Genomic DNA, 14,503 nt, shown 5'->3' with positions numbered 1-14,503 from the left:
GCCTCCCCTGCCGGATTAAAGTTCTGCCGCCAGTACGTCGGCGGTCTGTTTCGCACGGAACGCTTCGAGCCGGGCAGCCAGCTCCGCATCCTGCAGAGCGAGGATCGACACGGCTATCAGCGCCGCGTTCTTCGCCCCGTTGATGGCCGTCGTCGCCACCGGAACGCCCGCAGGCATCTGCACGATCGAAAGCAGCGAATCCAGCCCGTTCAGGGCACGCGACTTCACGGGGACGCCCACCACGGGCAGCGTGGTCATCGAGGCCACCATGCCCGGCAGATGCGCGGCACCGCCCGCACCGGCGATAATCACCCCGATACCGCGGCTTTTGGCCGTCTTGGCATATTCGCACAGCAGGTCAGGGGTACGGTGGGCGCTCACCACACGCTTTTCGAAATCGACACCGAATTGTCCGAGCATGGCGACGGCATCGGCCATCACCTCATAATCGCTCACCGAGCCCATAATAACACCGACCTTCATACCTTTGGTTTTAAGTTTGAAAAAAAGACAGACCGCCACGACACGTATGTCATGGCGGTCTGGTATCTATCTGCGTATTCCGCTCCCGGACACCTGCTGCCCTTGCATCTGCGTACTCCGATCCTGCTGTCGGCACGACGACGAATAGAACGCAGCGGCCTGGCCCTGCTGTTTCTTACGTTCGCGTTGGTCGATTCTGTCGGTAGATGTCATGGGGAGGTGTTCGGATTAACCTAACAATTGTCAAAACAACGCTACAAAAGTAGCGCTTTTCAGCCGATTTACAAAATCCCCGGGCATATTCTATTGACAAATTATCGACATTTCGGGATTCCGGCAAAAACAAAAAATCCGCCGCAGCCGGAACCGGCCGCGGCGGATTGACATCGGTTCAACCCGTCCGTGCTATTCGCGGCTGAACGAGTAAGGGGCATCCCCGGGCTCCGTACCCCGCGTGTAATCGGGGTCGGGACGCATCGAGAAGCGGACGCCGGCACCCTTCACGAGGTCGGAATGGCGCAGGAAATTATGCGTATAGGATTTCCCGTCGAACTGCACGGCTCCGATATAACGGTTCTCGGGGCTGTTGTCCGGCGCTTCGAGCACGATCTTATTCCCGTTTTCGAGGTTCACGACGGCCTTGCGGAACAGCGGCGAACCGACGACGTATTCGTCCGAAGCCGGGCAGACGGGATAGAACCCCAGGGCGGAGAAGACATACCAGGCCGAAGTCTGGCCGTTGTCCTCGTCACCGCAATAGCCGTCGGGGCGGGCCGAGTAGAGGCGATCCATCACCTCGCGCGCCCAGTACTGGGCTTTCCACGGGGCACCCGCATAATTATAGAGGTAGATCATGTGCTGCGCAGGCTGGTTGCCGTGGGCGTAGTTGCCCATGTCGGCCACCTGCATCTCGGTGATCTCGTGGATGCGGAATCCGTAGTAGCTGTCGTCGTAGATCGGCGGCACGACGAATACCGAGTCGAGCATCTGGACGAACTGCTCCCGGCCGCCCATCAGGTCGACGAGCCCCTCGACGTCGTGGAATACCGACCACGTATAATGCCACGAGTTACCCTCGGTGAAGGCGTCGCCCCACTTGTAGGGGCTGAACGGCGCCTGGAACTTGCCGTCCCTGAGGCGGCCGCGCATCAGGCGGGTCTCGGGGTCGAAGACATTGCGGTAGTTCCGGGCACGCGCCGCCCACTTGTCCAGTTCGGCCTGGGGACGGTTCAGTTTCCTGGCGACCTGGAGGATACACCAGTCGTCGTAGGCATATTCGAGCGTGCGGGCCACGTTCTCGGGAATGTTCACGTCGTAAGGGATATATCCCAGCTCGTTGTAGTACTCGTGTCCCCAGCGTCCGGTCGACGCAACGGTCGGGTGCACGTGCTCCGTGGCGTACACCATCGCATCGTAGAGCACCCCGAGGTCTTTGTCGTTCGTGCCCTTCACCACGGCATCGGCCACGACCGAAGCGGAATTGTTGCCCACCATGCAGCCGCGGTGCCCGGGCGACGCCCATTCGGGCAGGAAACCGCTCTCGCGGGCGGCGTTGGCGAGTCCCTGCTGGATTTCGGCGTTCACGGAGGGGTAAACGAGGTTCAGCAGCGGGAAAAGGCTGCGGAAGGTGTCCCAGAACCCGGTGTCGGTATACATGTAGCCGGGAAGCACCTCGCCGTTGTAGGGGCTGTAATGCACGACCTCGCCCTTGTCGGTCACCTCGTAGAACTTACGCGGGAAGAGCACCGACCGGTAGAGGCACGAATAGAACGTACGGTACTGGTCGTCCGTACCGCCCTCGACCTCGATGCGTCCCAGCACATCGTCCCAGCGCGCCTGCGCCTTGGACTTCACCGTTTCGAAATCGTCGCTGCCCAGTTCCCGGAGGTTCTGCAGCGCCTGTTCGGGAGAAATGAACGACGACGCCACGCTGGCGCATATCTGCTGGCCGCGGCGGGTCGCGAAATGCACCTTGGCCACGGCATGTTCGCCCGTGACGGACTTCTGCCCTTCGGGATAGAGCAGGTTGCTGCCGGGTTTGTATCCGTCCGGGGCATCGGTCAGCTCGATGGCGCTGAACGGCGTATCGAAGCGCACGACGAACCAGTTGCGGAAATTCTCCGGCACACCGCCGCTGTTGCGCGTGGTATAACCGACGATCGTACGGTCGTCGACCATCCCGACCTGCGAACCGCGGTCGAAGGCGTCGATCACTACACCCGACTCCTTCGAGTCGGGGAAGGTGAAGCGCATCATCGCGGCGCGGTCGGTCGGCGTGATCTCCACGCGGATGTCGTGGTCGGCGAGGTAAGTCTTATAGTAATAGGGTTTGGCCACTTCGGACTGGTGCGAAAACCAGCTGGCGCGCGACTCCTCGTCTAATTTGTCCTCCCCGCGCACGGGCATGAGCGAGAACTGGCCGTAATCGTTGATCCACGGCGAAGGCTGGTGGGTCTGCTTGAACCCCCGCACCTGGTGCGCCCCGTAGGCATATGCCCAGCCATCGCCCATCTTGCCGGTCTGGGGCGTCCAGAAATTCATGCCCCACGGCAAGGCGATGGCCGGATAGGTATTGCCCGTCGAGAGCGAAAAATCCGACTGCGTACCGACCAGCGCCGAAACGTACTCCGAAGGACGGAGGCGCTGCTCCCCGGCCGAAGGACATGTGCACGAAGCGAGTGCGGCGGCGCAGAGGGCGGCAAATGCGATATATCCTTTTTTCATGGCCTTCCGATGTTTAGAGTTCATACCACACTGCGGGTTCGGCACCCATCTCGAATTCGAGCACACCGCCCGCGGCGATGTCGTCGAAGGCAATATAGGGCTTGGTGTAGGGTTTGCCGTTGAGCTTCACCGCCTGGATGTATTTGTTCGCGGCGGAGTTGTTATGCGCCGTGACGGTCAGCACGCCGTCGCGGACACGCACCTCGGCCCGGTCGAACAGGGGCGAGCCGAAGAAATAGCGGCCCCCGGCGGGTTCGACCTGGTAGAAACCCAGCGACGAGAGGACGTACCATGCCGACATCTGCCCCACGTCCTCATTGCCCGAAAGCCCGTCGGGCTGGTCGTGGTAGAGCGTCGTCAGTATCTCGCGCACCTTGTCGGCGGTCTTCCACGGCTGACCGATCATCGTGTAGAGGTAGACGACGTGGTGGCTGGGTTCGTTGCCGTGGGCGTACTGACCGATCAGGCCCGAGATGTCGGGCGAGGCGGCTCCCTCGAGCACGGAGCTGACGACGAAGAGCGAGTCGAGTTTCCCGGTGAAGGCTTCCTTGCCGCCGAAACAGCCGATCAGCCCCTCGACGTCGTGCGGCACGAGCCAGGTGTACTGCCATGCGTTGCCCTCGCAGTAGTCGTCCTCGCGGTGGGTCGAGGCGAAGGGATTGAACGGCGTGCGGAATCTGCCTTTTGAATCGAGGCCGCGCATGAAGCGGGTCTGCGGATCGAAGAAATGGCGGTAGGATTTGCTTCGTTCGAGGAAATAGTCGTAATCCGCGGTCTTGCCCAGCTCTTTGGCGACCTGTGCCACGGCCCAGTCGGCGAGGGCGTACTCCATGTCGTAAGCCACCGCCTCGTTGAAGAGGTCGCAGGGGATATAGCCGTATTTCATGCGCAGATCCATACCCCGCTCGCCGAGCATCGCCGACTGCTTGAGCGCCTCATAGGCCTGCTCCCTGTCGAAGCCGCCGTAGCCTTTGAGCACGGCGTCGGCCAGGGCCGGGATACCGGGATTGCCGACCATGCAGTCGGTTTCGTTGCCCATCAGGTGCCATACGGGAAGCTTGCCCTGCTGCCGGTAGATATGGAGCATCGTATTGGCGATGTCGGGCATCTTCTCGGGGTGGAGGAGCGTCATGAGGGGCTGGGCGGCGCGGTAGGTGTCCCACAGCGAGAAAGTCGTATAGTTCACGAACGGCGCGGCGCGGTAGATCTTGCCGTCGGAACCGCGGTAGTCGCCGTTCACGTCGCAGAATTCGGACGGGGCGACCATCGTGTGGTAAAGCGCCGTATAGAAAATGCGGCGCGCGGCGTCGTCCGAAGTCTCGATGCGCACCTTTTGCAACTCGGCGTCCCACGCCCGGTCGGCGGCTGCGGCCGTCGCTTCGAAGTCCCAGCCGGGAAGCTCGGCCTGCATGTTCAGGCGTGCATTCTCGATGCTCACGGGCGAAATGGCGACCTTGACATAGATCGTCTCTCCGGCCGAAGTGTCGAAACCGACCCGGCCGTAAAGGCGCTCCGCCCTGAAGCTGTCGCCTTCGCGCAGGCCGCCGCCCTCGCCGCCCTCGTAAATGGCCAGCGACTTGAAGGGTTTGGAGAATTCGGCCGTGAAATAGACCCGCTGGTCTTTCGCCCAGCCCGTCGAGTAGCGGTAGCCGCTGATCGTATGGTCGTCGGCACGCTCGATGAAGGTTTCGGTCGGGGCATCCCAGCAGCCGCCGTTCTCAAGGTCGAAGACCACGGCGGCATCGGCCGATGCCGGGAAGGTGTATTTGTGCAGGCCGACGCGCTTGGTGGCGGTCAGCTCCACGTCGATGCCGTAGCGGTCGAGCCGCGTGGCGTAATAGCCCGGGCGGGCCTTTTCATTGGCGTGGCTGAAATACGACCACATGCCCGACTGGGGGTCGTCCTCCGTGCCGCGGGCATAGGTCACCTGCCCCACGACGGGCATCACCGTGACGTCGAACAGGTCGCCGATACCGGTGCCGTTCAGGTGTGTGTGGCTGAAACCGATGACCGTCGTGTCGGAAATGTGGTAGCCCGACGTCCAGTCCCACGACTGCGGGATGCTCGTGGGGCCGAGCTGTACGGCGCCGAACGGGACGTTGGCGCCCATGAATACATGGCCGTGGCCGCCCGTGCCGATACGCATGTCGACATACTGCGTCAGCGAATCCGTACGGGGTGCCTGCGAGCAGGCCGCCAGAAGCAGGCCTGCGCCGAGAGCTGAGAGAGATTTTAAATTCATAGGGACATATGTTGTTTTTATTTGCGTTCGGGTTGCAATCCGAAAACCAGCCGGCCGCCGCCCACCAGTTCGCCATGCGAAATGCGGTATTTCTTCAGCGGCCTGCCGCCGAGGGTCATCGAGCCGATGTAGAGGTCGCCGGCTCCGGAGCGTTCCGTTTCTATAACGAGCTCCCCGGCCGGATAGTATTTCGGGTCGAGCGTAACGGTCACCTTGTCGAAAACGGGCGATGTAAGCGTATAGTAAGGCTCCCCCGGGCAGTCCGGGTAGAGGCCCATCATCGAGAAGACCGCCCACGCCGACATGGTGCCCGTGTCGTCGTTGCCGGGGATGCCGTCGGGGGCTGTCGTAAAGTACCTGTCCAGCAAACGCCGCACCTCGCGCTGCGTACGCCACTCCTCGCCCCGGAAATAGCTGAACAGGTAAGGATAGGCGATGTCGGGTTCGTTCGCCGGGTCGTACAGCCCCTGGTCGAAGACCATCTGCAGCTTGTCGATGAATCGGCGCCTGCCGCCCATCAGCCGGGCCAGTCCGGCCACGTCGTGCGGGACATAGAACGTATAGTTCCAGGCCGAACCTTCGTGGAAGCCGGGGACGGGTTCGAAATTCTCGCCCTGGCGCGGGTCGAAGGGCGTGAGGAACTTACCCTCCCTGGTAATCGGACGGAACGTGCCCGACTCGGTGCTGTAATAGTTCTTATAGCCGAGCGAGCGGGCGCGGAACAGCGCCGCGTCGTCTTTTTTGCCGAGCGAGTCGGCCAGCAGCGACAGCGCGTGGTCGGCGATATAGTATTCCAGGGCGTGCGACACGGAGTTGTCGCCCGAAAGGTCGCGGGCGTAGAAGCCCAGCGGCACATAGCCTTTTTCGATGTAGGGGTCGATGTCGGGGCGCATCCTGTTCCGCGCGCCCGGCGTCGTGGCCGACTTGCGCATCGCCTCGTAGGCGGCGTCCATATCGAAATCGCGCAGCCCCTTCATCCAGGTATCGACGATCACGGGGATCGACGGGTCGCCCTCCATGGTGAAGGTTTCACGGCCGTAAAGTTCCCACTTGGGGAGCCAGCCCCACTCCCGGTACATGCCGACCATCGAGCGCACCATCTCCAGTTGGCGTTCGGGGTAGACCAGCGTCAGCAGCTGGTGCAGGTTGCGGTAAGTATCCCACAGCGAGAAGACCGTATAGCGGTTGCCCTCGGCCGTGCGGATCTCGGAACTCTCCATCGCGGGGTATTCGCCGTTGACGTCGCTCAGCACGTTGGGGTGGATCAGCGCATGGTAAAGCCCCGTATAGAAGACCTTCTTCTGCGCTTCGGTACCGCCCTCGACGCGGATGCGCCCCAAGTCGTCGTTCCACGTGCGGCGTGCGGCCGCACGGATATCGTCGAACGAGCGCCCCTGCTGCTCGGCTTCGAGGTTCAGGCGGGCGTTCTCGGCCGACACGAACGAAACGCCCATGCGCACCTCGACCTGCTCGCCCGGCTGCATGTCGTAGGAGAACCACACGCCGACGTCGTCGCCGGCAATGTCCTTGCCGTATTGCGTATAGAGCTTGTAGTTGCCGGCGTCCTTGTCCCACTCGGCTTCGACGCCGTATTTCGGGGGTTGCTTCTTCCAGAAGCCGGTAGCCGCGGGGCGTTTCGAGACGCGCATCACGAAATAGACCGGGAACACCGCCTGCGGGTTGTAGCAGAACGTGCCCAGCAGTTTCATGCCCTCGACCTCGGTGTCGCTCACGCGGCGCACCCAGGCTCCCGACTCGTTGGTAAGCCCCTCGCCCAGGTTTAACAGAATATGTCCCGTACCCTCCGGAAAGGTATAGCGCTCGGCCGACGTGCGCGGCGTGGCCGTCACCTCGGTGCGGATACCGTACTTGGTCAGCAGGTTCGAATAATAGCCCGGCGAGGCCGTCTGGCCGGTATATGCGCTGCCGTAGTTGCGGTAATCGACGTCCAGCGCACCCGCCGTCGGCATTACCAGCAGCGAGCCCAGCTCGGGGCATCCCACGCCGCTCAGGGTGACGTGTGCAAAGCCCGTGAAGAACTTGTTGCGGTACTCATAGGGTGCCGACCACCACCGGGCGTCCTTATCGTAGAGGTTCTCGTCGGAGCCCATCACATTGAACGGCACCACCGACATCATCCCGTTGGGGCATACGGCGCCGGGGTTGGTCGTCCCGAAATTGGTCGTCCCGATGAACGGGTCGACCCAATCGGCAGGCTCCTGCGCACGCAGCGGCGCGCAGAGGATGACTGCGGCGAGCGCCGCAACGGGAAGCGTTCGTCGCAGCGGCATCAGCGTATATTGTTTTTGCGGGTGAAGTCGATGATCTCCGGGATATAACCGAAAGCAAGCCCCGTAACCGTGTCCGCACACCCGTAGTAGACCGCAACGCGCCCCGTCGCGGGGTCGTGCAGCGCCGCGCAGGGGAACGTCACGTTCGGCACGTCGCCCGTGCACTCGTAGATTTCACGCGGCGAGATCAGGTACGGGCCGCTGCGGGCGATGACTTTCCACGGCTCATCCAGGTCGAGCAAGGCCGAGCCGAACGCATAGACGTAGCCGTTGCACGAACGGAGCACCCCGTGGTAGAACAACAGCCACCCTTCGCTGGTCTCGATGGGCACGGGCCCCGCGCCGATCTTCATGCACTGCCACGCCGAAACCTCGAACGCCGCGGGCGACATCACGTGGCGGTGGCGTCCCCAGAACTCCATGTCGGGCGACTCGGAATAGAAAATGTCGCCGAACGCCGTATGCCCGTTGTCGCTCGGACGCGAAAGCATCGCGAATTTCCCGCCGATCTTGCGGGGGAACAGCACGCCGTTGCGGTTGAACGGGATGAAGGCATTTTCCAGCTGGTGGAACGTCTCGAAATCCTCCGTCCACGCCACGCCGATCGTCGGGCCGTGGTAACCGTTGCACCACGTCACGTAGTATTTGTCCCCGATCTTGGCCACACGCGGGTCGTAACCGTAGACCCATTGGCCGATTTCGGCGTCGCCGCCCACCAGTTTGAAGTCCTCCTCGCGGATGTCCCAGTCGATGCCGTCCACCGAGAAGCCCGCGTGGATGCGCATGCGACGGTTGGTGTCGTCGCAGCGGAACACGCCCGCATAATTATACTTGCCCTTCTTGAACGGAACGACCGCCGAATTGAAAATGCTGTTCGAGGTCGAAAGCGCGTCGCGCCCGATGATCGGGTTGGCAGAATAGCGCCACATAACCTCCTTGCTCCCCGCGGGACGCTCTTCCCACGGCATATCCGGCAGTGCCGGGCCCATTATTTTCAGATTGCTCATGTTATTTGGTTGTTGGTTTATCATCATAGGTGAACGGTACGAACCAGGTCATCACAAAGGCGGGGATCGTCGCCAGCATGACCACGATGAAGAAGACGCCGTAGCCCTTCCAGTCGCTCAGGTAACCCGAAACGGCGCCGGTGAGCATCACCGAAAGGTTCATGATGCCCGAGGCGAAAGCGTAGTGCGCCATCTGGTGCCGACCCGGGGCCACCTGCTGCATCATGAAGAGCGTAAGTCCCACGAACCCGAACCCGTAGCCGAAATACTCCACGACGATGCCGCCGCCCACGAGCCACATCGACTGCGGCTGGAACCATGCCAGCAGCGCATAGACCGCGAACGGAAGGTTGAAAATGCAGCACAGCGTGAAGAGCGAGCGCCTCAGTCCGCGGTGGGCGATATAGTAGCCCGCGAGCAGCGATCCCAAAAGGAATGCCCCGGCGCCGAACGTGCCGTAGTACAACCCGATCTGCTGGTTGGTAAGCCCCAGCCCTCCGGCCGCGGTATCCGCCTTGAGGAACAACGGCACGATCTTCATCACGAAGCCCTCGCCCAGGCGGTAGAAGACGATGAAGGCGATGTAATACCAGATATGCTTTTTCGTGAAGAACGCCGCGATCACCTCCTTCAGGCTGCGCAGCCCTTCCCGCAGCGAATGTCCGTCAGCCGCACTTCCGCCCGACGGCAACTCGCGGCTGTGGTAAATACCCAGCAGGACGAGCAGGCCGCAAAGGATCGCCAGCACCACCGTCCACGACTGCACATAGGCATCGAAGGTCGCCGCCCCGGAATCGCTGAAACGCTTGCTGAGCCAGCCCGCGAACCAGACCAGGCCGCCCGTGGCGACTAGTTTCGCAAGGTTGTAGAACGCCCCCTGCCAGCCGATATACCGCGCCTGATCCCCGGTCGAAAGCTCCGACATGTAAACGCCGTCGGCCGCGATGTCGTGCGTGGCGCCACTGAAGGCCACCACCGCGAAGACCCCCACCGTGACGGCGAAGAAATGGGGCATATGCAGCGCCAGCGCAGCAAGGCCGAACAACACGCCGCTCAGGAGCTGCGTCGTGACGACGAAGAATTTTTTGGTGCGGAAAATTTCCAGGAAGGGGCTCCACAGGAATTTGATCGTCCACGGCCACATGATCAGCGACGTCCAGAACGCGATCCGGGTATCGGATATCCCCAGATCCTTGAACATGACGGCCGAGACCATGTTCAGCACGACGAACGGAAGCCCCATCGCAAAATAGACCGTAGGCACCCATGCCAGCGGCGAAGTTTTTTTCAGATTTTCAGACATCGGGTCTTCTCCGGTTTTAGGTTAGGGATGCACAAAGATAATAAAATCTTTCCGCACACGGTCGGTATTCCGGGCGGTAATCATCTTTGCATCCGTAAAGTAATACAATTTCGGGCGCCGGATTACTAAACGGGCCGGCGATTTAATTCCCCGGGAAAGAAGACCGTGCAGCCGGCGGGTCTTGCGGCTCGCGACTGCACGGTCGTTTTCACGTGCGCATCGATTTATTTGTAGACGATCTCCGCGCCGGCGGTGTAGGTCAGATTCGGAATCACCTGTCCCTGCTTCAGGTAGATGGTTTTGAGCACACCTGCGTTACGTTGCGCATTGAGCGTCTCGAGCGCCGGGCAGCCCGACACGTCGATCGTGGCAAGCACGTCGGTCGGATCCCACCAACCGCCGCCTCCGGAGAAGGGCACTTTCAGTGTCTTCAGGTGTGTGCCCGACACGGTCAGCGACGAGGGAACGATGTAATCCCAAGAATTACCTGAGTGGTACAAGGCCGAGAAATTCAGCTCCTCGACGGCATTGTCGCCGAGCGCGATCTCGGACAGGCCGTTATAGTCGATATTCAGCGAGCTGACCTTCGTGAGTTTGCTGATATCGAACTTGCTCAGTTTGTTGTTGTACACGTCGATCTTTTCGAGGTTGGCGAATATCTCGATGCCCTCGAGCGAGAGGATCGGATCGTCCCAATAACCCGGCCGATAGGTGAACTCGGTCGCGTTCAGCCCGTCCTCGGTCACCACGCATAGGCCGCCGCTGAGTTCCAGCAGCCAGTTCAGGCTTACAAGTTTACTCCGGAATACATTGTCGGGAATGCTAACCACGACCGCGTCGGGATCCTTCTGGACGATGGAAACCACTTTCGTGATACCCGCCCCGCTGATCGTGATCTTACCGCTGCGCGATACGGTCGCGGGGTCAAGGTGGAATCGGAGCGTCTTGGTCACCAGGCCGCGCGTCTCGGGAACCTGTGTGATCCAATCGCCGGCAATAGCCACCTGATAGGTCACATTCGATTCGACGTCGATGGAAATCGTGCGTTCCGCAAGGTCGAACATCAGGCTGCCGTCTCCGGTATTGATGGCGTCGATCTGGCGCTGGGTCAGCGGAATATCGACCGACTGCCCCATGCCCGAAACCGTGACCACGGTCGAACGGTCATCGTAATCCGGGTTCTTGGCGACGGTAAAATTCAAGACCGTGTTGCCGAAAGCGTCGTTGCGCCCGACATACGTGACCCAATCCCCGCCGCCGTCGGAAAACGCGACGGCCAATTCCGGAATGTTCGTATGCAGTTTGACCTGGATATCGGTGCTCAATGCTTCGACAGTCATATTCTCCTCGGAAAGAAGGGTCAGCGAATAGCCCGCTTCCGAAACGATTTTCAGGGGAGCGACAGCCGATCCCGTAAAGAACTTGAAGGTCGCTTCACGGCTCTCTTCGCTTGTATTCGGATCGATCGTGAAGGTTACCACATCGCCGCTCTTCCCGGCTTCGACCGAAGGATGCACCCAGTCGCAAACACCTGCGAGCCGCCAGTCACCCGAACTGGTTACGGTCACCTGCGTCGTCGTCCCGTCAGGCCCGGCGGGGATGGCATCGGGGGTAATGGATATCGTGGCCCGGGAAAGGTCGTCCGCCGTATCGTCGTCGGAACAGGCGCTGAGCGCACAGGCCACCGCTACAAACGCTATAAATATCTTTTTCATAAAATCTACGTTGTTTTAGGTTCTCAATCGAACTGCATCCCCGCAGCGGTCGTGCTGCGGGGAGTACAGCACACAATCGGATTAAGGCAGTTTATAACGCGTCGCGTCGTTCTTTTTGTAATAATACTCGGGCATCAGCAGCTCCTCGTCATAGAGGCCCCGGGCAACGGACTGGCACCGGCCCACCTGGAACCGATAGTCGTCGAAATCGTTTACCAGCGAAGTGGTATGCCCCAGTGCGAAGAACATATAGTAACCATAACCGGCCTCTTTCTTCGAACGAGCCGTAGATTCGCTCGAATCGCCCGACCCCCGGTTCAGCTCGATCGACATGCCGGAACACTGCTTGCGGGTCATGCCCTGCATCGGTGCTGCCGTTCCGCCGTAATCGGCAACGGCATAGTCGACGAACATACCCGGTTCGATCCCGTCGACAGAGGGGATACCGCTGCCGATGGCTCCCAGGTAGTAGACCATGACGGTTTTATCGGGCATGGCCTTCTTGGTTTCATAGAGCAGCCGGGAAGCGGCAGCCGATGACCACGGCGCAAACCAGGGATTGCTCAGGTCGGGAGAATTCGAATACTCGTCGTCGAAACCGACGCCGTCGAGATTATAGGCGTCGCAATAAGCCGCCAGCTCCTTGGCGAACTCACGGCAGCCCATATCGGACAACTGCGCCACGCCGGCGGCATCGTGGTTGCCCAGGATACCGAGGATCACCTTCATGCCCCGCTTGCGCAGCGGCTGCAGGAACTGTTCGTTGTTGTCCAGCAGGAACTGCACGTTGGGATTATTGAGCACATAGACCCGTCCCGTCTCCGCATTGTAATTGATATTGGCCGAGAAGAGGATGATATCGTCGAAGAAGAGCTTGCCGCTGTCCTTGAGCACGAATTCCAGCGCATTGAGCGGATTGGTGTCGTTGACCTCGAAATAGCACACGTTCCTCACGGCGTCGGGGCCCTTGTAAGCGTCGCCCTGGGCACGCAGGTCTTTCACCAGATAGACCGCATGCTGCGCCTTTTCCGAGAGTGTGATGCCCTCGGTCGAGGAGGTCGCCCTGAGCGGAAGCAGATAGGTCACCCCTTCCTGCAATTCGCTGGCGGCTGCCAGGGTGACGCCCACCCCGACCGAACGGATCTCGTCCGGGGCCAGCAGCAGCTTGCCCTCGCGTTCGATGGTGACATCGGCCGCGGGGAAGAGCTGGAACTCCGTCCCGTGCTCGGCATTATAAGTTTCCAGATAAGCGGGATCTACCTCGATCTTCACGTCGACACCCTTCTGGGGCGCTTTCGTAAGGCGGAAGAAGACCTCGGTCTGGTATTTGTCCGAGCGCAGTTCGATCACCGACTCGTTCTTGTTCGACGTCACGTCGAGCAACATGCCGTCGACGCGCTTCACGGCGTCGTATGCCCCTTCGTCGACAGGCTTGCCGCCCTCAATGTCGTCGGTGCAGGCCGTGAATGCCAGGCCACCCAACATCAGCGCAAGCGGAAGGAAGCTGTATTTCAGATATTTCTTGGTGTTCATAATCGTTTCAGGTTAAAGGTTAGCAGATTATTTACCCAGCTCGGGAAGCGATACATTCACCCACTTCAACTCCTTCTCGACGGTAAGATCGTTCCCGTAGGAGGTCTGGTCTTTGATGGTCTTGCCGGCTCCCTCGTCGAATTTCCAGTAGGCCACCAGTCCGTCGGAAGCCGCGGCCACCTGGTAGAAATGGTCGGGGGCATTGATCTCCTCCGGGGTCAGCGCCTTGTTCCAGATACGCACTTCCGAGATCTGGCCGTCGAAATAACGGTCGCTGGCATACGAGTAACCGATCCAGAAGCAACGGGGCTTGCCGTCCGATTCGTCGGAATGCTTCACGCCGAAATTCACGGACGAGGTACCGACGTTGCCGCTGCACTTCTCCGCACCGTCGAGGTATACCTTCACGCTTCCCGACTCGAATGTCACGGCCACATGGTACCAGCGGCCGGCATCGAGCTTGAGATCCGAATTGGTCAGGTTCCTCGACGAAGCGATCTGAATCTGGTTGGGATCCACGCCCGAATCGCCGATACGCACCAGGAACTTGCCCTCGATACCCATGATCGTGGAGATCTGGTTCTTGAACGCATTGCCGTTGATCAGCGCCTCGAGCGTGAAGGTACGCATGTTGGTTACGGGCGAGGCATCCTTCCAGTCGGGCCAAGCACGGTTCTCGGTAATACCGGCCACGACGTTGATCAGCGCGGCACCCTTGAAGATATAGTAAACACTGCGGGCACTGGGCAGCACGTCGATACCCGACACCGAACGGATCGTCACGGGCAGCACATAGCGCTCGTTCTTGTCCAGCAGGTTCACGTCGACGAACCTGATCGTCACGGGAACGCTCGCCACGCTTCCGGCCTGTATCCTGGTCTTCGTCTCATCGAACTGGTAGAACTCCTCGGAGAGCAGCTTCACGTCCTCGTCGTAGTAAGCCTGGCGGTAGTGGTCGAACAACTCGGGCGCGGCGGCGAACTCGATCGAAATGTCCTGCCCGACGGGCTTGGCGATACCGGCCGTGATTTCACGCTCATAGGAGGGATTCGCAGCCTTGATAAGCATCTCGTCGGTGAAATTCGTCGCCGAGATGAAAAGTTTATTGTCGTAATGCTGCCTGGAAAGATCCTCGTTTTTGCAGCCTGCCAGGGCAACGGCGGCAAGAGCCGCGACAGCAATATTTAACTTGTTGAGTTTCATAG

Annotated in this window: 9 protein-coding genes; all 9 read right to left on the bottom strand. The window is 60.5% G+C overall.

Features of this window, described 5'->3' with window-relative positions:
• Window positions 1-15 precede the first annotated feature (15 nt).
• The 9 genes from purE to DW189_RS11095 all read right to left on the bottom strand — a co-directional run bounded on the left by purE (window position 16) and on the right by DW189_RS11095 (window position 14,501).
• Window positions 16-483, bottom strand: coding sequence for a 5-(carboxyamino)imidazole ribonucleotide mutase (gene purE, locus DW189_RS11135; protein WP_018695103.1), 468 nt, complete (start codon window positions 481-483; stop codon window positions 16-18).
• A 405-nt stretch (window positions 484-888) separates the two neighbouring features.
• Window positions 889-3,207 (bottom strand): GH92 family glycosyl hydrolase, encoded by a 2,319-nt coding sequence (locus DW189_RS11130; protein WP_117508172.1) that lies wholly within the window; start codon window positions 3,205-3,207, stop codon window positions 889-891.
• Window positions 3,208-3,220: 13 nt separating this feature from the next.
• Window positions 3,221-5,449, bottom strand: a complete 2,229-nt coding sequence (locus DW189_RS11125) for a GH92 family glycosyl hydrolase (RefSeq protein ID WP_117508170.1) — start codon at window positions 5,447-5,449, stop codon at window positions 3,221-3,223.
• Between the two features lie 17 nt (window positions 5,450-5,466).
• Window positions 5,467-7,740, bottom strand: a complete 2,274-nt coding sequence (locus DW189_RS11120; RefSeq protein WP_117508168.1) for a GH92 family glycosyl hydrolase — start codon at window positions 7,738-7,740, stop codon at window positions 5,467-5,469.
• The gene (locus DW189_RS11115) at window positions 7,740-8,747 is read right to left on the bottom strand and encodes a glycoside hydrolase family 130 protein (protein ID WP_117508166.1); all 1,008 of its coding nucleotides are present in this window, start codon (window positions 8,745-8,747) and stop codon (window positions 7,740-7,742) included. Before DW189_RS11115 ends, DW189_RS11120 begins: the two co-directional genes overlap by 1 nt.
• 1 nt (window position 8,748) lies before the next feature.
• A complete protein-coding gene (locus DW189_RS11110) occupies window positions 8,749-10,050 on the bottom strand; it encodes an MFS transporter (RefSeq protein WP_117508164.1) in 1,302 nt (433 codons plus the stop codon).
• 224 nt (window positions 10,051-10,274) lie between these two features.
• Window positions 10,275-11,765 carry a BACON domain-containing protein gene (locus DW189_RS11105; protein WP_117508162.1) on the bottom strand — a complete coding sequence of 497 codons (1,491 nt, stop codon included), beginning with the start codon at window positions 11,763-11,765 and terminating at the stop codon, window positions 10,275-10,277.
• A gap of 81 nt (window positions 11,766-11,846) precedes the next feature.
• Complete coding sequence (locus DW189_RS11100) at window positions 11,847-13,298, bottom strand: BT_3987 domain-containing protein (protein WP_117508160.1); 1,452 nt, start codon at window positions 13,296-13,298, stop codon at window positions 11,847-11,849.
• A gap of 27 nt (window positions 13,299-13,325) precedes the next feature.
• On the bottom strand, window positions 13,326-14,501 hold the full coding sequence (locus DW189_RS11095) for a DUF1735 and LamG domain-containing protein (protein ID WP_117508158.1): 1,176 nt from the start codon (window positions 14,499-14,501) through the stop codon (window positions 13,326-13,328).
• Between the last annotated feature and the right edge of the window lie 2 nt (window positions 14,502-14,503).

Source organism: Alistipes sp. AM16-43, from assembly GCF_003435745.1.
Taxonomy (GTDB): Bacteria; Bacteroidota; Bacteroidia; order Bacteroidales; family Rikenellaceae; genus Alistipes; species Alistipes onderdonkii.
Note: the sequence above shows the minus strand (reverse complement) of the source record. Positions and strands in the feature narration are given on the sequence as shown.